The sequence below is a fragment of the Rhizomonospora bruguierae genome (assembly GCF_018397995.1).
In the GTDB taxonomy this organism is placed as follows: Bacteria; Actinomycetota; Actinomycetes; order Mycobacteriales; family Micromonosporaceae; genus Rhizomonospora; species Rhizomonospora bruguierae.
The window spans coordinates 1-20,709 of the sequence record NZ_BBQH01000090.1; the positions used below are offsets into that span (position 1 = coordinate 1).

Below are 20,709 nucleotides of genomic sequence, written 5' to 3' on the forward strand. Positions count from 1 at the left end.
CCGGCGGGTGCTGGCCGTGTTCCTCCACGCTGCCGCGCTCGCCGGTCACCGTATGTCGGACGTGGCCGGGTGGGTCGCCGACCCCGACACCGGGCGTGCGGCGATCCTCGCCGCGTTGACCGGCTCGCCGCAGGCACGCCAGATGGTCCACGCGGCCCGCCAAGCGCTGGACATGACGACCCGTACTCGCGACGGCGTCATGCTCGCGATCGCGCCCGCGCTGGCGTGGACGACGCTGCCGACCGCTGCCGCGACCGGCGACCCCGACCCGGCCGAACACGCGTTCACCGTCGCGGACCTGACCGACCGTGCCGGGGCGCTGTATCTGCTCGGCGACGACGACGGGACGGTCGGCCCGCTGACCGCCGCACTCGTCGCCGAGATCACTTTCCAGGCCCGGCACCTGGCCGCGGCCCGTCCGGGTGGCCGGCTCGATCCGGGGCTGACCCTCGCGTTGGATGAGGTGGCGCTGGTCTGCCCGACCCCGCTCGACCGGTGGATGGCAGAGCTGCGGAAGCGGTCGATCGTCATCCACGCCGCCTGTCAAGGGCTCGGGCAGCTGCGGCAGCGGTGGGGCACCGACGGCGCCGCGATGATCCTCAACAGTGCCGCGGCGGTGCTCGTCTTCGGTGGCTGCAAAGACGCTGCTGACCTGGCCATGTTCGGTGACCTCGCCGGGCAGCGGGACGAAACGACCCAGACCCGCGACGCGGACGGGCGGGTCACGTCAAGCAGCCTGCGCCGCGTCCCGGTCATCTCCGCTGCGATGCTCGCGGGCCTGCCCAACCACCGTGCCCTGCTGATCCGCCGGGGCATGCGGGTCGCGTTGGTCCGCACCCCGATCGCGTGGCGCCGCCGCGACGTCCGCCGCGCCGCCGCCCCTGCCGCCGTGCCGCACCCCGCGGCCGGCCGGCTCCGGACCGCACCCGCGGCCCGGCAGCACACCCCCGCACCCGACACCGCTGCCGCCTAACCGAGAGGACCCCATGAGCAGCGCAAACCTCGATCTGACCGGTACGCAACGCACGCTCCTGGATGACGTCTGCGCCGACCCGGACGGCCGCGACACCCGCGACCTCCTGATCGCCGCCGACGCGACCGCCCGGGACAAAGCCGCCGTCGCCGAAGTGCTCGGCGGGCCGGGAGCCGGCCGCGAGTTCGCCGACGCAGACGAGTTCTGAGGAGACACCAGCAGATGGGCGACAGCTTTGAATACCTCGCAGCCCGCTGCGACACCGCCGCGGCGGAGCTGATGCACGAGGCTGAGAACGCCAAAGAGATTCTCGCTTCCTGCGGCTACTCCAATGTGGACTGGCCAGAGTGGGCCGCGCACAAGGTCAGCGCCGCGACCGCTGCCCGCGGATACGCCGCGGGACTGCGGGCCGAAGCAGCCGAACGCGGCCCGGACGCCCGCCCGGACGCAAGTCGCCTCGCGCAGGCAAAACGAGTGGCGCTCGCCGCCGAGATGGGCGGCATCCTGGTCGACAGCCGCCCGACGGCACAGCGGACGGCAGAGCAGGCCAATGCCCTGTTCGGCCAGGCCGACCGGGAGGCGTGGGAGGCCGGGACGCACCCGAGTCAGCAGAAGGCCCGAGAGATCGAGGCAACCGGCGTATTCATGCACGTCGCAGAAACGATCGACGGAGTGCAACAAGTGCCGTTCTGGCGGCTCAGCGACCCGGCAGACCAGGCGACCACGCACCGCACCCGCGAAAACGCCGACACCGACGAATTCTGAGAAAGGCCAGGTCACAGCATGGACTACCTGAATGACCCATTTGCCGATCTTCCGCCCGAGTTGGACCGGATCATCGATGCCGTGCTGATGGGCGACACCGCCGCGGAAGCCCAGGCGGAAGCCGACTACCGCGCGGCTCAGAACCGCTGGCGGGAGGAGGCGGAGGCCGCCGAGCGTGTGTTTTGGCGGTCCGCGGCTCCGGCGGACTGCGACGAGTTCTGACTGTGCCCGGGGCGCGGCCTTCCGGCCTCGCAAACCTCCGGCCGCGCCCCGGCCCTCGAACCCCTGACCCCCTTTGGGAGCTTGGAGACTCGATGTTTCACCGTAACGGGCGCCGCCCCCGGCCGCCGCAGTGCGTCTGCGCGGACACCGGAAAGTGCGGCTACTGCCCCTCGATCGGTACCACCGCGGCCCGGGAAGGCCGCACCCCCGCCCGCCGGCACACGATCGGCCCGACCGGGTCCGTAGGCGGTAACCGATGACCACACCGCACGATGACGAATTCGATTGGGACCGCCGCGAAGCGGAAATCCTCAACCTCGATGAGGCCCGGAACCGCCGCGACGCGACCACCCCGGACCCGGACACCACACCTCTCGCGAACAGTGACGGAACCGTCACCAGCGCGGACGGATTGCCGCTGGCAGCACCGTCCGGACACCCGGACACGTCGGTCATGGTCGACTCCCCGGCCGCGCAGCGACGCCCCCGGTTCACCCTCGCGGGGGTCAAGGACGGCACCCGCCGCCCGATCATCCCGGACTCGATCCGGTCCCGGACACAGGTCACCTCGAACGCGGCGTGGCTGGCCGGGTACGTCGCGCACGCCGCCGGGTTCCACGCCGTCCGGTTGCCGCTCTATGCCGGCAAGGCGGTGTGGCGTGCGCCGCGCGGGTTTGCCCGGGTGGCCGGTGGGTTCGTCCGGTGGCTGTTCGACCTGGAAGGCGAACCGGTCCGGCAGGCCACCGTCCGGACCGAGGATGCCGACGCCTACCTGAAACTGTCCCGGCAGCGTGACCGCCGTGTCCGCTGGCGCGGCCTGGTCGGCGCCGCCGTCGCGGCCGTGGTCGTGCTCGCGGTCGTCGGGTGGCTGCTCTCCCCGGCGTGGGCGCGGTGGGCCGCTCTTGCGGCGCTGCTGGCGGTGCTCGGCGTGGCCGGGGCGCCGCAGGATCGGCCGCTGCTCGACACCGCCGTGGTCCGCTCGGGAGTCACCCCGCTCACCTCTGACCAGGTGATACGGGCGCTCTCGGCGCTGCGGATCGTCGGTATCGACCGGGCGATCCGGGCCGGTGACACGGGCCGGAACTGGTTCCCGGCCCCGATCACCCGCGACGGGCCGGGCTGGCGGGCCGACGTCGAGCTACCCCGCGGCGTCACGGCCGCCGAGGTAGTCGAGAAGCGGGAAGAGTTGGCGTCCGCGCTGACCCGCCCGCTCGGCTGTGTCTGGCCGGAAGCGAACGCGGCCGTGCACCCGGGCCGGCTGGTCCTGTTCGTCGCGGACAAGGACATGTCCGCGATGAAGCAACCGCCGTGGCCGCTGCTCAAGGCCGGAAAGGTCGACCTGTTCACGCCGTTCGCGTTCGGCACCGACCCGCGCGGGTCGGTGGTCACGATCACGCTCATGTTCGCGTCGATGGTCATCGGCTCGATTCCCCGGATGGGCAAGACGTTCGCGTTGCGGCTGGCGTTGCTGGCAGGGGCGTTGGACCCGCGCGCGGAGCTGCACGTCTACGACCTGAAAGGCACCGGCGACCTCGCGCCGCTGGAGCCGGTCGCCTACCGGTACCGGGCCGGGGACGACGACGAAGACATGGCCTACAGCGTCGCCGCGATGCGCGAGGTACGTGCCGAGATGCGGCGCCGTACCAAGGTGATCCGCGACCTGCCCCGCGACGTCTGCCCGGAGAACAAGGTCACCCCGGAGCTTGCCTCACGCAAGTCGCTCGGGCTGCATCCGATCGTCATCGGCGTGGACGAGTGCCAGATCTGGTTCGAGCACCCCAACCACGGGGCAGAGCTCGAAGAGATCTGCACTGACCTGGTCAAACGCGGTCCCGCGCTCGGGATCGAGCTGCTGTTGGGCACGCAGCGACCCGACGCGAAGAGCATCCCGCCGAACATCTCCAAGAACGCCGTGTTGCGGTTCTGCCTCAAGGTGTTGGGCTGGCGCGAGAACGACATGGTGCTCGGCGACGGCATGCACGGCGCCGGGATCAAGGCCACGATGTTCTCCCGCCGCGACAGCGGTATCGGCTACCTCGCCGGGGATGGCGACGACCCGGTCATCGCCCGCACCTTCTATGTGGACGGACCCACCGCCGATGCGGTCGTCAAACGGGCGCGGGCGTTGCGGGACAAGGCAGGCACGGTCACCGGCCACGCGGCCGGGCAGACCATCGACACCGCCGCGGCCCGTCGAGACACGCTGCTTGACGACATCGCCGCCGTCATGCCCGACAGCGAACCGAAGCTGTGGACCGACATCGTCTGCGAACGGCTGGCCGCGGTGCGGCCCGACGTCTACGCCGGGCTAACCCGCGAACAGCTCACCGCCGCGCTCAAGCCGTGGGGCGTCGCCACCGGACAGGTCTGGGGCACCGACCCGGCCACCGGCAACGGCGCCAACCGGCGCGGCATCGACCGGCAACACATCCTCGACGCCATCACCGTCCGTGACCGGAAGGGTGGCGGGAAAGCCGCGGGCTGACCCCGCGACCGGGTGCTAGGTCTAGCAGCACACCCCGCTAGACCTAGCACCCCCACTAGCGCCCAACTCAACACCTGGCCAGCGCGCTAGTGGCTAGCGCGCGACGCTCACGCATGCCCTTCCACCGCCCAAGGAGGCGTTTCGTGGACAGCCCGATCGTGCTAGCTAGCCTCGCCACCGCCGGTTACGCAGCGTGGTACCTGTTCCTGTGTGCGGCGTTCCCGTTCGGGCACTGCCGCCGCTGCCACGGCGACGGCCGGCTCTACTCCCCCGTCTCCCGCCGGATCTTCCGCCTCTGCCCCCGCTGCGACGGCACCGGCCGCCGCGTCCGTATCGGCCGCCGCGTCTACGAATACCTGCGCAGCGAACACGCCAAAGGCAGCGCCTGATGACCCGCCGCGCCGACGGACACGCCGACTGGTGCGCCCGCGGCCACCACTGCGCGGCAGCGCTCGGCGAGCACCGCGCCGAACCAATCGCCGTCGCGCTGCCCGGCGCCCGCGGTGTCCTAACCCGCGTCCGCGACCGCGACGGCCGCGAATACGCAGAGATCCGCATCCGGATCGCGCTCGACCCCGCCGAGCCGACCGCCCGCACCCAACTCCTCACCGCGCTGACCGACCTCCGCGCGCTGGTCAGCCGCGCCGCCCCCCGCCCGCGCCCGCGCCGCCACGCCGCCTGAACGGAAGGACACCCCCGTCATGCAGATCCGCACCCTCGCCAGCGACGTCGCAGCGATGCTGCGCGGGCCGAGCATCGCGACCGTCCGCGAGATCCGCTGCCCCGCTTGCTACCGCTGGGTCACGCCACGGCGGTACGACCACCGCGCCGACGCCTGCCGACGCTGCGCCGCCAACACCCGCGCGGGCAGCGGCGGCGCGCAGGCCCCGGCCGTCGCGCGCCTCGACGTGCCACAGCGCCGAGAGTTGCCGGCCCGTCAGGCCGCATAGCCGCCCCGCAGAACCGCTCGAACCAACAGCCGACGCGTTCAGGCGTTGCCGGGCAGGCAACGTCTCTCCCCACAGTCCAGAAAGGACACACCGCCATGGCTGGCGACACCACGATCACCGTTGTTGGCAACCTGACCGACGACCCCGAACTGCGCTTCACCCCCTCTGGCGCCGCCGTCGCGCGGTTCCGGATCGCGTCGACCCCGCGGGTCATGGACCGCACCTCCGGCGAGTGGCGCGACGGAGAGCCGCTGTTCCTGTCGTGCTCGATCTGGCGACAGCCCGCAGAGAACGTCGCCGAGTCGCTGTCACGCGGGTCGCGTGTCATCGTGACCGGCCGCCTACGGCAGCGCTCCTACGAGACCCGCGAGGGTGAGAAGCGCACCGTCATGGAGTTGGAGGCCGACGAGGTCGGCCCGTCGCTGCGCTACGCCACCGCGGCCGTGCGCAAGATGGACCGCACCGCGGGCAAGTCGACCACCGGCCCCGCCGGGACGTCGGGCGATGACCCGTGGTCGGTCACCCCGCCCGCCCGGCCGGCCGCCGACAGCGACCGGTTCAGCAACGACGAGCCGCCGTTCTAGCCGATGACCGCCTACGGCCAGTGGATCGGCGCAAGCCACGTGTTGGGGCGGCCGGTGCCGGTCGACGGGCCGTACCCGCACATCTGCGCGACCACCGTGGACGGACGCATGACCGGGCGCCGCTTCCGGCTCTACCCGCGCGACTGCCCGGCGTGCGCCGCCCCGCCGACACCTCGACGGGAGACACCCATGCCCGACACACTGACCCTGCTCGCCGCCGCGCTCGACCTCGCCCGGCACGGGTTGCCGGTGTTCATGCTCGGCCGGTCGAAACGCCCCGTCGCCAACTGCCGGGCCTGCCCGAAGGTCGAAGACGACCCGACCCACGACCCTGAGGCATGTCCGTGCCTGACCTGCCACGGCTTCTACGCCGCCAGCACCGACCCTGACCGGATCGCGGCCATCCTCGACGCCGTCCCCTCCGGCCTCCTCGCCGTCCGCACCGGCAGCGTGGCCGGGGTCGCCGTGGTCGACATCGACCCCCGCAACGGCGGACAGGTCGACCCCGACCTCATGCCACCCACCCGGGCCACGCGGACCGGCAACGACGGCTGGCACCTCTGGTATCGGCACCCCGGCGGGCCGCTGGGCGCGAAGGTCGCCGGACGGGCCGGGGTCGATGTCAAGGCCGATGGCGGGTACGTGGTTGTGCCGCCCTCGATCCATCCCGACACGGGCCGGCCCTACCGGTGGGCTGGTGACCGGCCGATCGCGGCCATGCCGCCGGCGTTGGTCGACGCCTGCCAACCCGTCGACGGTTCGGGTGGGGTGAGCCGTACCAGCCGTACCAGTCGTATCTTCGCAGGTCAGGGGCGGTACGGCTTTTCGGCTGGTACGGCTCAAGCCGTACCAGCGGCGCCCCAATCCGGGGCGGGGGGCGGTCGCCGACCCGTGCTGTTCCTGCGCGCCGCCCGCGCCTGCCGCCGCTGCCGAGGCGACGGCGAGCACCTGCGCGCCGGCCGCGTCGCCCTCAACTACCTGCGCGAGCTTCACGACAAGGGGACCCCGCGATGAACCCTCACCGCATTCAGCGCCGCCGCACCGCCGGGTGGCGCATGCCCGCCGGTGCCGTCTACGTCGGCCGCCCCACCCGCTGGGGCAACCGCTTCGGTGCCGACAACACCCCCGGAAGTCGGGCCGCCGCGGTGCGCCTGTTCCGGCTCTGGGTCGACCAGCACCCCGACTACGCCGCCGCCGCCCGCGCGGAGCTGGCCGGCAAGACCCTGGCGTGTTGGTGCCCGACCGACAAGCCGTGCCACGCCGACGTGCTGCTGGCGGTCGCCAACGGGGAGCCCGTCTGATGGCCGGCTACCGCGACGACCGGCCCTCCCTGCGCGACGCGCCGCCGCCGCGCACCAGTATCGACGCCACCTACACCGTGGGCACCGGCAGTAGCGGCACTCACCTCTACTACCGCCACCCGCCCATCGGCCCGGAGTTGCGCAACACCACCGGGGAGCGCGGTGGGCTCGGGTGGAAGGTCGACACCCGCGCGCACGGCGGCTACGTCGTCGCGGCCGGGTCGACCGTCGCCGGGCGTCCCTACGCCGTCGCCCTCGACGTGGAACGCCACCAACGCACCACACGGCAGCCGGACGAGCCGAGCGGAGTACTGCTCGACCTCGACGCCGCCCGCGCCCGCCGCACCGCACGGAAGGAGAAGCCCGTTGCCTGACCTGCTTACCGCTGCCCTGGCCTACGCCGAACGCGGGTGGCCCGTGTTCATGCTCGGTCGCTCCAAACGGCCCGTGGCCAACTGCCCCGACTGCCCAAAGGCGGAAGAGGACCCGACTCACGATCAGAACGCGTGCCCGTGCCTGACCTGCCACGGCTTCTACGCCGCCACCACCGACCCGGCGCGGGTCGCCGCGATCGTCGCGGCCGTCCCGTCCGGACAACTCGCCCTGCGCACGGGTGCCGCGTCCGGCACGGTCGTGCTCGACGTCGACCCCCGCCACGACGGTCACCACACCATGAACGGGCTGATTGCCAACGGCCTTCTCCCGCCCACCGCACACGTCATCACCGGTCGCGGGGGACCACACCTGTACTACCGCCACCCCGACACTCACGTGCCGTGCAGCCAGGGCAAACCCGGCCAGGGACTCGGCCCCGGCATCGACGTGAAGGCAGACGGCGGCTACGTCGTCCTGCCCCCAAGCGTCCACCCACGCACGGGCCGCCCCTACCGGTGGGTGCCGGGCCGGGGCATGGAGGAGATGCCCCCCGCCCTGCTCACGGCCTGCACGCCACCACCGGCACCACCCATCCCGGCCGTGACCGGCCCGACACGCGTGCGCGAGGCGGGGGGCATCTCCCATCCCGACCGACTCCTAGCCGTGCTGCTGGATCGGGTCACCACGGCTCCCGAGGGGGTGCGTCGCCCCACGCTCTACGGCGTCGCCCGAGGCGTCGCCCGCATGGTCAAAGCCGACGCCATTGACAAAGACGACGCGATCGCCGCCCTCACCGACGCCGGCCGCCAAGCCGAACAGACCGAACGCGACATCCGCGCCGCCATCCGTGACGGCTTTCGAGCCGAAGGAGTAGCCGCATGACCAGCCATGCCGACCCGGTCGACGGTGCCGCGATCCTCGATGCCCTACACGCCTGCCTGACCAAGTACGTCATCCTGCCATCGGCCGAGACGGTAGACGCGGTTGCGTTGTGGATCGCCGCGACCCACGCCCAAGCCGCGTGGGCGCATGCACCCCGGCTCGTGATTCGCGCACCGGAGAAGCGATGCGGGAAGTCGCGGCTACTCGATGTGGTGGAGGGCTGCTGCCACAACCCGCTCATCACCGTCAACGCCTCACCCGCCGCCGTCTACCGCGCCATCGGCAGCGACAACCCACCGACCCTGCTGGTCGACGAGGCGGACACCATCTTTGGCGGGAAGAACGCCGACGCGAACGAAGACCTACGCGGGCTGCTCAACGCCGGTCACCAGCGCAACCGGCCCGCGATCCGGTGGGACGCCGGAACTCAACGGCTGGAGAAGATCCCCACCTTTGCCATGGCCGCCCTCGCCGGTATCGGCGCTATGCCCGACACCATCGAAGACCGCGCCGTGGTGGTCCGGATGCGGCGCCGCGCCCCCGGCGAGACGGTCGCCCCCTACCGGCACCGCCGCGACGGTCCCGCCCTGCGTTCCGTCGCCCAACGACTGGCGGTGTGGCTTGGTGCGAACCTCGCCACCCTCGAAGCCGCCGAACCGCCAATGCCGGTCGAAGACCGCGCCGCCGACACCTGGGAACCCCTCGTAGCCGTCGCCGACCTGGCCGGCGGCACCTGGCCCGCTCGCGCCCGGCAGGCCGTCACCGTCCTGACCGCCGAAGCCGACGAGTCCGGCAACGTCTCCACTCGCGTGCGGCTGCTCGCCGACGTGCGCGCCGCGTTTACCGTGCTCGGCGACCCGCCCGCCGCTTCCACCCACGACCTCCTCACCGCGCTCAACGGCGACGAAGAGGCACCGTGGGCAGGGTTCGGGCCGACCGGTCTCACCGGCAAGCGTCTCGGCGACCTGCTACGCGAGTTCGGCATCACCTCGACCACGATCCGGTTCCCGGTCGGGCAGGCCAAGGGCTACACCCGAGACGCCTTCACCGACGCGTGGAACCGGTACTGCCCCGCCCCATCCGTACCATCCGTACCAACGTCGTTTCCGCAGGTCATCCCCGGTACGGATTCCCTCGCTGGTACGGATCGATCCGTACCAGCAACCCTGCCCGGCCGTGCCCCTGGTACGGATCGATCCGTACCAGGCACCCAATCCGTACCGCACCTGACCAGGCAAAACGAGCTTGGTACGGATGGTACGGATACCCCCCGGCGACACGTCACCCACCACCGCCCATGACCTGACGGCCCCCGGCACGCGGGGTTCCCTCTTCCACCCCGACCGCCGGCCGTCGTTCCTGGAAACGGCCCGCTGAGAGCCCCTGAGGCGAATCGCCCCTACCCATCACACCGGGACGCCCCGAATCTTGCGTCTCCGTGGCTCTCAGCGGGCCGTTCTGCGTCCCTCTGCGGCTATACCTCCCGCTTCCTCCCCTGATGAGACCAACCGAACGGAAGGCGCACTGCATGCGAATCAGGCTGCACGGCACACCCGCTGAAACAGCCGCCACCCTCACCGCGCTCGCCCAAGTGCTCACCATCCAGCACATCAGCCGGCCCTACCCCGACCGGCCACCGTCCACCCGGCACCGCATCTACCTCGACGCCACCCCGAGGGAGGACACCCGCCGATGACCACCCCGAATCGCCCCGAGCGGGGGGCACCTCGCCAAAGTCGTCACCTCACCATCGCCGATATTTGCGATGACCTCGATATCAGCCGGTCGACCTTCTACGACTGGCGCGCAAAGCGGAAGGGTCCCCCGTCTCGCAAGCTGCCCAACGGTGAGATCCGAATCGAACGTCGCGATTACGAATCCTGGCTTGAATCGCTCTACGAGGAGGCCGCTTGAGCACCACCTATGACGTACGCATCTGGTCAATCGAAACGTACGAAGGGCAGAGGGGCCGCACCTATCGTGTCCGCTGGCAGGTCGCCGAGCATCGGCAGAAGAGGGCGTTCAAAACAAAGGCTCTCGCGGAGAGTTTCCGTTCGGAACTGGTCACCGCATCCCGCAAGGGCGAGGCGTTCGACATCGAGACGGGCCGCCCTATCTCAATGCGTCGGGACACCGCCGCCATGTCGTGGTACGACCTGGCCTGTTCATTCGCCGACATGAAGTGGCCGCATGTGGCCGCGACGACTCGACGCACTCATGCCGAGGCGCTGACAGCACTCACCGTGCTCATGCTGACCAACGCGAGAGGTCGACCGGACGGCAAGTTGCTGCGCCACGCCCTCAGCCGCTGGGCCTTCAACACCCCTCGCCGTAAGGCTAAGAACGTGCCCGAACAGGTGAGGACCGCGCTCGATTGGGTGAAGCGGAACACCCGCGACGTGGCTAGCCTCAGCCGCGCCGAATTGCTGCGCCCGGTGCTGGACGGTCTCACCGTGCGACTCGACGGAGCGCCGGCCGCGCCAAGCGTCATCAGCCGCCGCCGGAAAATCTTCAATACGGCGATCGAATACGCGGTAGAAAAGCGGCTGCTGCCGGCAAATCCGCTACCCCAGTTGAAGTGGAAGCCACCGAAAACCGTCACGACGATCGATAGGCGGTCAGTGGCAAACCCCGTGCAGGTGCGGACTCTGTTGGAAGGGGTACGGGAGCAGGGGCGTATCGGGCCACGCATGGTGGCTTTCTACGGCTGCCTGTACTACGCGGCTCTGCGTCCGGAGGAAGCCGTGCGCCTCGCCAAGCCGAATCTGCACCTGCCCGACAAGGGATGGGGGGAATTCACTCTCGACGGAGCGGACCCGCACGCGGGCCGCGAATGGACCGACAGCGGCAAGAACCGAGACAGCCGCCAACTCAAGCAGCGTGCACGGGGGGAGACGCGAACGGTTCCGTGCCCACCCGAACTAACCGCGATCATCAACGCTCACGTCGAACTGTTCGGCTACGGGCCGAATGACCGTCTGTTCGTGGGGGAGCGCAACAAGGAGGAACTTCCCAAGGGGACGATCAACCGTGTGTGGCGGTGGGCGCGAGCCGCCGTGTTCACGCCCGAGGCACACGCCTCGCTGCTGGCCCGCACCCCGTACGACCTTCGGCACGCGGCCGTGTCGACGTGGCTCAACGGGGGAGTCCCGCCGACTCAGGTAGCCGAGTGGGCCGGGCAGTCGGTGGAGGTGCTGCTGAGGATCTACGCCAAGTGCCTTGACGGCGGTGACGCAGCTCTCAGGCAGCGCATCGAGCGAGCGCTGGGCCACGACTGACCCGCGTCGAAACTTTGGCACGCATGTGGCACAGACGCCCGTCACGGGCTGCTGACGGCCGGACATGGCCGGACACACGATGAAGGCCGCTGACCGGGTTTCCCCTGGTCGGCGGCCTTTTCGTGCTGCTTATCGATGGTGCCCCCGGCAGGATTCGAACCTGCGCCCCCGCCTCCGGAGGGCGGTGCTCTATCCCCTGAGCTACGGGGGCTCAGTGACCGGGAAAGCTTACCAGCACCGCCCTCGAAGCATCGAATCGGCTAGGGGTCGAACCGGTCGCAGCTTGGCATCGCGATCAAGCGGACGCCGTCCGGCGGCTGGCGGGGCCATTCGGGGAGGGGCCACGAGCCGTCGATCATCACGTCGACCGGGCGGTTCTCGTGGTCGCGGAGGCGGGCGAGGAAGTCGGCAAGGAGCGGGCCGGCGTCGCGTTCGGGGGAGATCCGGAAGCGGAGGCCGCCGCGGGTGGTGACGGCGGAGACGACCTCGGCGTTGGGTACGACCCCGCCGAGGCGGGTGCGGCCGGACCAGCAGACTTGGGCGCCGCGGGTGCGGGCGTCCTGGAGTAGTCGCGGGTAGGTGTGGGTGAGCCAGCGGGAGACGGCGTACGCGCAGAGCGGGCAGCAGCGGTCGCTGGGTTGGCGGGGGCCGAGGCCCCAGGATTTGAGGATGCGGGCCAGGCGCCGGTCGGTGAGGCGCAGGCCGAGTTTCTCCTGCGCCAGCGCGGTCACGGTGGGCCGCGTCCACACGGTGAGGCCGGCGGCCGGGGCCGTGCCGGAGAGGTCGAGGCCGAGTTCGTCGGGGTAGTGGCTGCGAAGCAGCGCCACCAACTCCAGCTCCTGCTGGATGGTCAGTGGCCGGGGGTCGGCGCGGCCGACCCGGCGCTGTGCGGCGACGGCTGCGTCGCCGTAGGCGGTGTGGCGGCGGCACCAGCTGGAGATGTTCTGGCGCGACCCGTTGGTCGGACCGGCCGTCCGGTCGGATCGCGCGAAATCGGAGGTCAGCTGGGCGGCCACCCGGAGAGCGCTCCGCGACCCGGTCGCCAGCCGGGACGGGGGGTGCGCGTTGAGCCCCACACCCCGGCTAACGAGGCACAACGCGGACCGCTGTCACCTGCGCGTTACATCCACCACACGGGTGACGGCTGTCCCGGCCGCCGCGTCAGGAGCCGACCTGCTCCTGGAGCCCGCGCAGTTCGTTCAGTTCGGTCTGCTGGACGTTCTTCATCCGCCGCGATGCCTGGAGCACCTCGGAGTTGTCGGTTTTGGCGAGGATCGCGTCCAGCATGTGGATGCCGCCGAGATGGTGCTGGATCATCAGGCGCAGGAACAGCCGGTCCACCTCGACGCCCTTGGCGTTGCGCAACTGATCCATCTCGGCCGGCGTGGCCATGCCCGGCATGAGGCCGTCGACCATGGCCGCTGTGCCGCCGGGCATCCACGCCATGGGGGGCTGGGCGCCGGTGGCGTCCAGGTGCCACTCGCGCAGCCAGGTCTGGAACATGCCGATCTCGCCCTGCTGGCCCGTCGCGATGTCCACGCCGAGGGTGCGCACGCCCGGGTTGGTGGCGCGCGCGAACGCCTCCAGGCCCATCTCGACCGCCTGCGCGTGATGGGTGGTCATTTCCCGGGCGAAGCCGGCCTCGGGGGAGGCGTCGCCGGGGCGGGTCACGGTCGGGGTCAGCCACCCGGCGGCGTAGCCGAGCAGCATGCCGACCGCGATGGCGACGGCCAGGGCGACGGTGCCCCACCGGCGGGCCGCCGGTGGGGGCGCCGTCGTCGCGGTGACCTCGGCCTCGACCGGCTGGTCGGGCGGCGAGTCGACGGCGAGGCTCATCAGCCGCCGGCCCCGGCGCCCGTCATGTCACCGGCCTGGTCGCCGGCGTCCGGCAGGTCGCGCGGCGTGGTGCCGGTGGCGGTGATGCCCTGGTTGCACAGGGCCGTGGGGCCCTCCTGCGAGGCGTTGACCCGCAGCGCCTTGATGAAGGCGTCGATCCGCGCGTCGTCGGCCTTGTCCACCTTGAGCTGGTAGCCCCACGCCTGGAGCGAGATCGGCGCGTCCAGGTTCGGGTACGGGCTCATCAGCATCTTCTCCTGGCCGCGGACCCGGGCGGCGAGCGCGTCCACCTGGTCCTTCGGCAGGTCCGGCTGGTACGTGATCCAGATCGCGCCGTGCTCGAGGCTGTGCACGGCGTGTTCGTTGGCGATCGGGGCGTCGTAGACGTCGCCCATGCAGTTCTGCCAGACGTTGTTGTGGTCGCCGCCCACCGGGGGCTGCACCTTGTAGGTCTGCGGGCCCGGCTTGTGGTCACGGGTGAGCATCCCGGGGTCGGTCTTGGTGTAGTTGGCGATGCCCTTGATGTCGGCGGCGCGGTCCTCCCACGAGCGGGCACCCTGGTAGACGGCCCAGCTGCCGTACCCGATGATGCCCACCGCGATCACGCCGACCAGCACGAACAGCGCGATCGGGCCCCAGGGCCGGGACGAGTTGACTTTGACCGGGGCGATCGGACGGCGGGGCCCGCCGCCCTTGCCCGCGGACTTGGCGCCGGGCTTGCCGCCGGTCGCCTTCGCGCCGGCCGCCTTCTTGGCGGGGGCGTCGCCGGGCTTTTTGGCGGCGCCGTCGCCGGGCTTGCCGCCGGGGGTTGCCTTCTGGCCGGTGCGGACCACATTCGGGCGCCGGTCGCCGCCGCCCTGAGTGCTGATGCTCATCGCGCCTCGTCACGTCCATCTATGAAGGGGGTGGGCGTGGGCCGCCCGAGCGACCCGGTCGCCCCGGGCCCGCCGGGTCGCCGCCAGAACGGAGAGTCTACCCCCGGTAGCATTGTTCGGTGACTCCAGCCAAGCTCGCCGAGACCATCCTGGCCGCCGCGCACGACGTGTTCGCCGAGCGCGGCCTCGACCGTGCCGTGCTGCCCGGGATGACCGCGGTCGAGCGACCCCGCAACCCCGAGCACGGCGACTACTCGTCCAACCTGGCGATGCAGGTCGCGAAGCGTGCCGGTACGCCGCCGCGGGAGTTGGCGGCGGCGGTCGCGGAGCGGCTGAGCCGCGCCCCGGGCATCAAGTCCGTCGATGTCGCAGGCCCCGGGTTCCTCAATGTCCGGCTCGACGCGGCCGCCGCCGGCGAGCTGGCCCGGGTCGTGGTCGAGGCCGGCGACGCCTACGGGCGCAGCGCCGCCCTGGCCGGCCGGAACGTGAACCTGGAGTTCGTCTCGGCGAACCCGACCGGCCCGGTGCACCTGGGGCACACCCGGTGGGCCGCGGTCGGCGACTCGCTGCGCCGGATCCTGGCCGCGGCCGGAGCCGAGGTGACCAGCGAGCACTACATCAACGACGCCGGCACCCAGATGGACCGGTTCGCCGAGTCCGTGCGGGCGGCGGCGAAGGGCGAGCCGACCCCTGAGGGTGGGTACCCGGGCGAGTACGTCGCGGAGCTCGCCCAGCAGGTTCTGGCGGCCCACCCGGACGCCCTGGAAGGGCCCGAGGAGCGGCAGCGGCGGCTGTTCCTGGACGAGGCGTACCGGCTGATGCTGGCCGAGATGCGGGCCAGCCTGGCCCGGTTCGGGGTCCGCTTCGACGTGTGGTTCTCCGAACGGACGCTGCACGACGGCGGCGCGGTCGAGCACGCCCTGAACAAGCTGCGCGAGCAGGGCCACGTGTACGAGGCGGAGGGCGCGGTCTGGCTGCGGACCACCGACTTCGGTGACGACAAGGACCGGGTGCTGATCCGCTCCAACGGGGAGAAGACGTACTTCGCGGCCGACTCGGCGTACTACATCAACAAGCGCGAGCGCGGCTTCGACAAGTGCATCTACCTGCTCGGTGCCGACCACCACGGCTACGTGAACCGGCTGCGGGCGATCGCGGCGTGCGCTGGCGACGACCCCGACTTCAACATCGAGATCCTGATCGGCCAGCTGGTCAGCCTGGTGCGGGGCGGCCAGCCGGTGCGGCTGAGCAAGCGCGCCGGCACGCTGATCACGCTGGACGAGATCGTCGACGCGGTCGGCGTGGACGCGGCCCGGTACTCGCTGGCCCGCTCGTCCGCCGACTCACCGCTCACCCTGGACCTGGACGTCATCACCCGGCAGAGCAACGACAACCCGGTGTACTACGTGCAGTACGCGCACGCCCGCATCGCCTCGCTGCTGCGCAACGCCACCGAACTGCGGGTCGAGCGGGGCACCGACTTCGACCCGGGGTTGCTCGGCCACCAGCGGGAGAACGACCTGCTCAAGAAGCTGGGCGAGTTCCCCGAGGTGGTGTCCACCGCCGCCGAACTGCGCGAGCCGCACCGGGTGGCCCGGTACCTGGAGGAGCTGGCCGGCACGTACCACCGGTTCTACGACGTGTGCCGGGTGCTCCCGCAGGGCGACGAGCCGGCCACGGAGCTGACCCGTGCCCGGCTGTGGCTGGTGGAGGCGTCCCGGATCGTCCTGGCCAACGGGCTGGAACTGCTCGGCGTGAGCGCCCCGGAGCGAATGTGAGCGCCCGGAGCGTGGTTGGGCACCACGGCCGCGAACGTAAGGAAGGCACACCACGGTGAGGGCGCATGAGGCGGGGGCGCTGCACGGCGAGTTGGGTTCCCGGGGGCCGGGGTGGCTGCGTACCCCCGAGGACGTCAACGCGCTGGTGCCGCAGCTGTGGCCGCGGACCGTGCGGCGCGACGCTGGCGGGGCGGTGAGCGTCGGCGGCGTCTCGGTGCGGGAGCTGGTGGAGCGCTTCGGCACGCCCGCGTACGTGCTGGACGAGGAGGACCTGCGCACCCGTTGCCGGGAGTTCCGGTCGGCCTTCCCGGACGCGGACGTGTACTACGCCGGCAAGGCGTTCCTCTGCCGCGCGGTAGTGCGGATCGTCGCCGAGGAGGGGCTGAGCCTGGACGTCTGCTCCGGCGGCGAGCTGGCCACGGCGCTGGCCGCCGGGATGCCGCCGGAGCGGATCGGCCTGCACGGCAACAACAAGTCCGTCGCCGAGCTGGCCCGGGCCCTGGACGCGGGGGTCGGCCGGATCATCCTGGACTCGTTCTGGGAGATCGACCGGCTGACCGCGCTGGCCCGGGAGCGGGGTGTGCGGCCGGGTGTGCTGATCCGGGTCACGGTCGGCGTGGAGGCGCACACGCACGAGTACATCGCCACCGCGCATGAGGACCAGAAGTTCGGCTTCTCGATCGCCGGGGGCGCCGCGTTCGCCGCCGCCGCGAAGGTGCTCGACGAGGGCGTGCTGGAGCTGCGGGGCCTGCATTCGCACATCGGGTCGCAGATCTTCGACACCGGTGGTTTCGAGGTGGCCGCGCGGCGCGTGCTCGACCTGCAGGCGCGGATCCGGGACGCGTGCGGCGTGGAACTGCCCGAGCTGGACCTGGGCGGCGGCTTCGGCATCGCGTACACCACGCAGGACGACCCGCAGCCGCCGGGCGACCTGGCCAAGCGGCTCACGAAGATCGTCGAGGACGAGGCGCAGGCGCTGCGGCTGGCGGTCCCGCGGCTGTCCGTCGAGCCCGGCCGGGCGATCGTCGGGCCGGCCATGTTCACGCTGTACGAGGTCGGCACGGTCAAGGACGTGGATGGAATCCGCACCTACGTGTCGGTGGACGGCGGGATGAGCGACAACATCCGCACCGCCCTGTACGGCGCCTCGTACTCCGCCACGGTGGCCGGGCGGACCTCGCCCGCCGAGCCGATCCTCGCCCGGGTGGTGGGAAAACATTGCGAGGCCGGGGACGTGGTGGTGCAGGATGAGTTCCTGCCCGCCGACGTCACCGCCGGAGATCTTCTCGCGGTGCCGGGCACGGGCGCGTACTGCCGGAGCATGGCCAGCAACTACAACCACGTGCCCCGCCCGCCGGTCGTCGCGGTGCGGGACGGGCAGGCGCGGGTGATCGTCCGCCGGGAGACCGAGGACGACCTGCTGGCTCTCGATGTGGGGTGACGATGGCTGACGGTCTGGGCGCAGGGGTGAAGCCGCTGAGGGTGGCGCTGCTCGGCTGCGGAAACGTGGGCGCCGAGGTGGTGCGGCTGATGCACGAGCAGGCCGCCGACCTGGCCGCCCGGGTCGGTGCGCCGCTGGAGTTGGCCGGCGTCGCGGTGCGCCGCCCGGGTCGCGACCGTGGCCCGCTGCCGGTGGACCCGGCGCTGTTCACCACGGACGCGCTGAGCCTGATCAAGGCCGACGACGTGGACATCGTCGTGGAGGTGGTCGGCGGCATCGAGCCGGCCCGCGGCTGGCTGGTGGAGGCGCTGCGCTCGGGCAAGAGCGTGGTGACGGCGAACAAGGCCCTGCTCGCCGAGGACGGCGGCAGCCTGCACGACGCCGCCGTCGAGGGCGGCGTGGACCTGTACTACGAGGCGGCGGTGGCGGGCGCGATCCCGCTGCTGCGCCCGCTGCGCGAGTCGCTGCACGGGGACAGGATCACCCGGGTCACCGGCATCGTGAACGGCACCACCAACTACATCCTCTCCGCCATGGACGCGACCGGCGCCGGCTTCGGCGACGCGCTGGACCAGGCCACCGAACTGGGGTACGCGGAGCCCGACCCGACCGCCGACGTGGAGGGGTTCGACGCCGCCGCGAAGGCCGCGATCCTCGCCTCGCTGGCGTTCCACACCCGGGTCGGTGCCGCCGACGTGTACCGCGAGGGGATCACGGAGGTCAGCGCCGCCAACGTGGCCAGCGCCAAGGAGATGGGCTGCACGATCAAGCTGCTGTGCATCGCCACCCGGGGGCCCGGCGCGGACGGCACCGAGGCGGTGACCGTGCGGGTGCACCCGGCGATGATCCCGCGCAGCCACCCGCTGGCCAGCGTCGGTGACGCGTTCAACGCGGTGTTCGTCGAGGCGGAGGCGGCCGGTCAGTTGATGTTCTACGGGCGCGGCGCCGGTGGCGCGCCGACCGCGAGCGCGGTGCTCGGCGATGTCGTGGCGGTCGCCCGCAACCGGCTCGCCGGCACCCGCGCGGCCAGCGAGTCCACCTACGCGCACCTGCCGATCCGGCCGATGGGCGAGGTGCTCACCCGGTACCACATCAGCCTGGACGTGGCCGACCGCGCCGGCGTGCTGGCGGCGGTGGCCGGGGTGTTCGCCAGGCACGACGTGTCGATCGCGACGGTGCGCCAGTCGGGGCGGGCCGACGAGGCGGTTTTGGTGATCGTCACGCACGTCGCGCCGGACGCCGCCCTCGCCGCGACCGTGGAGGAACTGCGCGGCCTGGACGTGGTCCGCTCGATCGCGAGCGTGCTGCGGGTGGAGGGCGGCTGAGCCCGTCCCGCCAGGTGGTTACGGCGGGGCCGGGGTCCGGTCGGCCGGCGGGGTGAGGCAGGCTTGAGGCCGACCGTTTGGGGGTGGCGTCCATGTGGCGGGGTTTGATCGAGGCGTACCGGGACCGGCTGCCGGTCACCGGGACGACTCCGGTGGTGACCCTGTACGAGGGCAACACGCCGCTGCTGCCCGCGCCGGTGCTGTCCCAGCGCACCGGCTGCGACGTGTACCTGAAGGTCGAGGGCGCCAACCCCACCGGCTCGTTCAAGGACCGGGGCATGACGGTCGCCGTCTCGAAGGCGATCGAGCAGGGCAGCAAGGCGGTCATCTGCGCGTCCACCGGCAACACCAGCGCGTCGGCCGCCGCGTACGCCGCGCGCGCCGGGCTGACCTGTGCGGTCCTGGTGCCGCAGGGGAAGATCGCGCTGGGCAAGCTGGCCCAGGCGCTGGTGCACGGCGCGAAGCTGCTCCAGGTCTCCGGTAACTTCGACGACTGCCTGGCGCTGGCCGGCAAGCTCTCCCAGGACTACCCGGTGGCGCTGGTCAACTCCGTCAACGTGGACCGGCTGCACGGGCAGAAGACCGCCGCGTTCGAGATCGTCGAGGCGCTCGGCGACGCGCCGGACATCCACTGCCTGCCGGTCGGCAACGCCGGCAACATCGCCGCGTACTGGATGGGCTACGGGGAGGATTTCGAGACCGGGCGGGCGGCCAGGCGTCCCCGGATGTTCGGTTTCCAGGCCAGCGGCGCCGCGCCGATCGTGCGGAACGAGGTGGTCCGCGAGCCGTCCACGATCGCCACCGCGATCCGCATCGGCAACCCGGCGAGTTGGGCGAAGGCGCTGGACGCCCGGGACGCCTCCGGCGGGCTGATCGACGCCGTCACCGACCGGGACATCCTCAACGCGTACCGGCTGCTGGCCCGCGAGGTGGGTGTGTTCGTGGAGTTGGGGAGCGCGGCGAGCGTCGCGGGGCTGCTCCAGCGCTCGGCCGCGGGCGACGTGCCCCGGGGCTCCACGGTGGTGTGCACGGTGACCGGTCACGGGCTCAAGGACCCGGAGTGGGCGATCAGCACCGCGCCGAACCCGCTCACGATCGCGAACGACGCCCTCGCCGCCGCCCGCGCCCTAGACCTGGCCTGACTCGGGAACCCGCGCGCGGCACTCGCCGGTCTCGGCGGCCGCGGTCTCGATGAGCACGGTCACCGCCCGGTGAACGGTCTCCAGGTCGGCGGTTGAGAGCCGGCTGAGGACGCGTTGCTGGCGCTCCACGCCGGCGGTGATGATGCGGTCCACGGTGGTCCGGCCGACGGGGGTGAGTTCGATGATCCGCACGCGCCGGTCGCGCGGGTCCTCGTGTCGGGCGACCAGGTTCTGGGCGACCAGGCGGTCGACGATGCCGGTGACGGTGGCGAGGCTCACGTGTAGCGTGCGGGCGAACTCTTGGCCGGACGTGCCACCGCGCGACGCGAGTAAAAGTAGGATCTTGAGTTGCGGCAGGGTCAGGTGGGAGTCGAACAGTGGGTCCGACCGATCCGCGACGAACAGGCGCTGCATGTGGCGTTGCGCGTCGAGGATCTGGGCGATCAGTCGCTCCCGGTCCGGGTCTGTCACTGGTCCTCCTGCCGGTGTGAACCCCC

Annotated in this window: 24 protein-coding genes, 1 tRNA gene and 1 pseudogene; 21 read left to right on the forward strand and 5 right to left on the reverse strand. The window is 71.6% G+C overall.

The genetic code is table 11. The features are described 5' to 3' along the window. From KJS59_RS28415 to KJS59_RS28495, 17 genes and pseudogenes are all read left to right on the forward strand, one after another. On the forward strand, positions 1-973 hold a 973-nt coding region (locus KJS59_RS28415; RefSeq protein WP_213456659.1), incomplete at its 5' end, for a type IV secretory system conjugative DNA transfer family protein. Between the two features lie 13 nt (positions 974-986). Then, entirely contained in the window at positions 987-1,181 is a 195-nt protein-coding gene (locus tag KJS59_RS28420; RefSeq protein ID WP_213456662.1) for a hypothetical protein, read from the forward strand. A 14-nt stretch (positions 1,182-1,195) separates the two neighbouring features. Beyond that, positions 1,196-1,738, forward strand: a complete 543-nt coding sequence (locus KJS59_RS28425; RefSeq protein WP_213456664.1) for a hypothetical protein — start codon at positions 1,196-1,198, stop codon at positions 1,736-1,738. An 18-nt stretch (positions 1,739-1,756) separates the two neighbouring features. Beyond that, positions 1,757-1,960 (forward strand): hypothetical protein, encoded by a 204-nt coding sequence (locus KJS59_RS28430; RefSeq protein ID WP_213456666.1) that lies wholly within the window; start codon positions 1,757-1,759, stop codon positions 1,958-1,960. Between the two features lie 256 nt (positions 1,961-2,216). Then, entirely contained in the window at positions 2,217-4,445 is a 2,229-nt protein-coding gene (locus KJS59_RS28435; protein ID WP_213456667.1) for a cell division protein FtsK, read from the forward strand. 143 nt (positions 4,446-4,588) lie between these two features. Beyond that, the gene (locus tag KJS59_RS28440) at positions 4,589-4,834 is read left to right on the forward strand and encodes a hypothetical protein (protein WP_213456670.1); all 246 of its coding nucleotides are present in this window, start codon (positions 4,589-4,591) and stop codon (positions 4,832-4,834) included. After that, complete coding sequence (locus KJS59_RS28445) at positions 4,834-5,127, forward strand: hypothetical protein (RefSeq protein WP_213456672.1); 294 nt, start codon at positions 4,834-4,836, stop codon at positions 5,125-5,127. Before KJS59_RS28440 ends, KJS59_RS28445 begins: the two co-directional genes overlap by 1 nt. A gap of 19 nt (positions 5,128-5,146) precedes the next feature. After that, a complete protein-coding gene (locus KJS59_RS28450) occupies positions 5,147-5,395 on the forward strand; it encodes a hypothetical protein (protein ID WP_213456674.1) in 249 nt (82 codons plus the stop codon). Positions 5,396-5,490: 95 nt separating this feature from the next. Further along, positions 5,491-5,979, forward strand: a complete 489-nt coding sequence (locus KJS59_RS28455; RefSeq protein ID WP_213456676.1) for a single-stranded DNA-binding protein — start codon at positions 5,491-5,493, stop codon at positions 5,977-5,979. A 3-nt stretch (positions 5,980-5,982) separates the two neighbouring features. Continuing rightward, positions 5,983-6,993, forward strand: a complete 1,011-nt coding sequence (locus KJS59_RS28460) for a bifunctional DNA primase/polymerase (RefSeq protein ID WP_306345207.1) — start codon at positions 5,983-5,985, stop codon at positions 6,991-6,993. After that, on the forward strand, positions 6,990-7,280 hold the full coding sequence (locus tag KJS59_RS28465; RefSeq protein WP_213456678.1) for a DUF4326 domain-containing protein: 291 nt from the start codon (positions 6,990-6,992) through the stop codon (positions 7,278-7,280). Before KJS59_RS28460 ends, KJS59_RS28465 begins: the two co-directional genes overlap by 4 nt. A 53-nt stretch (positions 7,281-7,333) precedes the next feature. Beyond that, a pseudogene (locus KJS59_RS28470) lies at positions 7,334-7,546 on the forward strand (bifunctional DNA primase/polymerase); the annotation flags it as partial. Between the two features lie 100 nt (positions 7,547-7,646). Continuing rightward, positions 7,647-8,537: a bifunctional DNA primase/polymerase gene (locus KJS59_RS28475; protein WP_213456680.1), complete on the forward strand. Its 891-nt coding sequence runs from the start codon at positions 7,647-7,649 to the stop codon at positions 8,535-8,537. Beyond that, positions 8,534-9,838 carry a DUF3631 domain-containing protein gene (locus KJS59_RS28480; protein WP_213456682.1) on the forward strand — a complete coding sequence of 435 codons (1,305 nt, stop codon included), beginning with the start codon at positions 8,534-8,536 and terminating at the stop codon, positions 9,836-9,838. The genes KJS59_RS28475 and KJS59_RS28480 overlap by 4 nt, the downstream gene beginning before the upstream one ends. A gap of 227 nt (positions 9,839-10,065) precedes the next feature. After that, entirely contained in the window at positions 10,066-10,233 is a 168-nt protein-coding gene (locus KJS59_RS28485; RefSeq protein WP_213456684.1) for a hypothetical protein, read from the forward strand. Continuing rightward, positions 10,230-10,451 carry a helix-turn-helix transcriptional regulator gene (locus KJS59_RS28490; protein WP_213456686.1) on the forward strand — a complete coding sequence of 74 codons (222 nt, stop codon included), beginning with the start codon at positions 10,230-10,232 and terminating at the stop codon, positions 10,449-10,451. The genes KJS59_RS28485 and KJS59_RS28490 overlap by 4 nt, the downstream gene beginning before the upstream one ends. Beyond that, entirely contained in the window at positions 10,448-11,815 is a 1,368-nt protein-coding gene (locus KJS59_RS28495) for a tyrosine-type recombinase/integrase (RefSeq protein WP_213456688.1), read from the forward strand. The genes KJS59_RS28490 and KJS59_RS28495 overlap by 4 nt, the downstream gene beginning before the upstream one ends. 136 nt (positions 11,816-11,951) lie before the next feature. Here the strand turns inward: KJS59_RS28495 and KJS59_RS28500 are convergent. The 4 genes from KJS59_RS28500 to KJS59_RS28515 all read right to left on the reverse strand — a co-directional run bounded on the left by KJS59_RS28500 (position 11,952) and on the right by KJS59_RS28515 (position 14,526). Next, positions 11,952-12,026, reverse strand: a tRNA-Arg gene (locus tag KJS59_RS28500). Between the two features lie 49 nt (positions 12,027-12,075). After that, a complete protein-coding gene (locus tag KJS59_RS28505; RefSeq protein WP_213456690.1) occupies positions 12,076-12,831 on the reverse strand; it encodes a winged helix-turn-helix domain-containing protein in 756 nt (251 codons plus the stop codon). Positions 12,832-12,976: 145 nt separating this feature from the next. Continuing rightward, on the reverse strand, positions 12,977-13,651 hold the full coding sequence (locus KJS59_RS28510; protein WP_213456692.1) for a DUF305 domain-containing protein: 675 nt from the start codon (positions 13,649-13,651) through the stop codon (positions 12,977-12,979). Then, positions 13,651-14,526 carry a DUF3105 domain-containing protein gene (locus KJS59_RS28515; protein ID WP_213456695.1) on the reverse strand — a complete coding sequence of 292 codons (876 nt, stop codon included), beginning with the start codon at positions 14,524-14,526 and terminating at the stop codon, positions 13,651-13,653. Before KJS59_RS28515 ends, KJS59_RS28510 begins: the two co-directional genes overlap by 1 nt. A gap of 119 nt (positions 14,527-14,645) precedes the next feature. Between KJS59_RS28515 and argS the strand changes: the two genes are divergently transcribed. The 4 genes from argS (at position 14,646) to thrC (ending at position 20,212) form a co-directional block, all read left to right on the forward strand. Further along, the gene (gene argS, locus KJS59_RS28520) at positions 14,646-16,304 is read left to right on the forward strand and encodes an arginine--tRNA ligase (RefSeq protein WP_213456697.1); all 1,659 of its coding nucleotides are present in this window, start codon (positions 14,646-14,648) and stop codon (positions 16,302-16,304) included. Between the two features lie 55 nt (positions 16,305-16,359). Next, positions 16,360-17,745 (forward strand): diaminopimelate decarboxylase, encoded by a 1,386-nt coding sequence (gene lysA, locus KJS59_RS28525; RefSeq protein ID WP_213456699.1) that lies wholly within the window; start codon positions 16,360-16,362, stop codon positions 17,743-17,745. A 35-nt stretch (positions 17,746-17,780) separates the two neighbouring features. Then, positions 17,781-19,070, forward strand: coding sequence for a homoserine dehydrogenase (locus KJS59_RS28530; RefSeq protein ID WP_213456718.1), 1,290 nt, complete (start codon positions 17,781-17,783; stop codon positions 19,068-19,070). A 92-nt stretch (positions 19,071-19,162) separates the two neighbouring features. Further along, entirely contained in the window at positions 19,163-20,212 is a 1,050-nt protein-coding gene (gene thrC, locus KJS59_RS28535) for a threonine synthase (protein ID WP_213456702.1), read from the forward strand. Here thrC and KJS59_RS28540 read toward each other — a convergent pair. Then, complete coding sequence (locus KJS59_RS28540) at positions 20,198-20,683, reverse strand: MarR family winged helix-turn-helix transcriptional regulator (protein WP_249715041.1); 486 nt, start codon at positions 20,681-20,683, stop codon at positions 20,198-20,200. The genes thrC and KJS59_RS28540 overlap by 15 nt on opposite strands. Positions 20,684-20,709: the final 26 nt, after the last annotated feature.

What these genes read in the sequence shown, in the direction of transcription:
- KJS59_RS28445 (WP_213456672.1), top strand. Translation starts at nt 4,834, where the DNA reads ATGACCCGCCGCGCCGACGGACACGCCGACTGGTGCGCCCGCGGCCAC.
- KJS59_RS28480 (WP_213456682.1), top strand. Translation starts at nt 8,534, where the DNA reads ATGACCAGCCATGCCGACCCGGTCGACGGTGCCGCGATCCTCGATGCC.
- KJS59_RS28430 (WP_213456666.1), top strand. Translation starts at nt 1,757, where the DNA reads ATGGACTACCTGAATGACCCATTTGCCGATCTTCCGCCCGAGTTGGAC.
- KJS59_RS28425 (WP_213456664.1), top strand. Translation starts at nt 1,196, where the DNA reads ATGGGCGACAGCTTTGAATACCTCGCAGCCCGCTGCGACACCGCCGCG.
- KJS59_RS28510 (WP_213456692.1), bottom strand. Translation starts at nt 13,651, where the DNA reads ATGAGCCTCGCCGTCGACTCGCCGCCCGACCAGCCGGTCGAGGCCGAG.
- KJS59_RS28460 (WP_306345207.1), top strand. Translation starts at nt 5,983, where the DNA reads ATGACCGCCTACGGCCAGTGGATCGGCGCAAGCCACGTGTTGGGGCGG.
- KJS59_RS28450 (WP_213456674.1), top strand. Translation starts at nt 5,147, where the DNA reads ATGCAGATCCGCACCCTCGCCAGCGACGTCGCAGCGATGCTGCGCGGG.
- KJS59_RS28490 (WP_213456686.1), top strand. Translation starts at nt 10,230, where the DNA reads ATGACCACCCCGAATCGCCCCGAGCGGGGGGCACCTCGCCAAAGTCGT.
- KJS59_RS28465 (WP_213456678.1), top strand. Translation starts at nt 6,990, where the DNA reads ATGAACCCTCACCGCATTCAGCGCCGCCGCACCGCCGGGTGGCGCATG.
- thrC (WP_213456702.1), top strand. Translation starts at nt 19,163, where the DNA reads ATGTGGCGGGGTTTGATCGAGGCGTACCGGGACCGGCTGCCGGTCACC.
- KJS59_RS28485 (WP_213456684.1), top strand. Translation starts at nt 10,066, where the DNA reads ATGCGAATCAGGCTGCACGGCACACCCGCTGAAACAGCCGCCACCCTC.
- KJS59_RS28435 (WP_213456667.1), top strand. Translation starts at nt 2,217, where the DNA reads ATGACCACACCGCACGATGACGAATTCGATTGGGACCGCCGCGAAGCG.
- KJS59_RS28455 (WP_213456676.1), top strand. Translation starts at nt 5,491, where the DNA reads ATGGCTGGCGACACCACGATCACCGTTGTTGGCAACCTGACCGACGAC.
- KJS59_RS28420 (WP_213456662.1), top strand. Translation starts at nt 987, where the DNA reads ATGAGCAGCGCAAACCTCGATCTGACCGGTACGCAACGCACGCTCCTG.
- KJS59_RS28515 (WP_213456695.1), bottom strand. Translation starts at nt 14,526, where the DNA reads ATGAGCATCAGCACTCAGGGCGGCGGCGACCGGCGCCCGAATGTGGTC.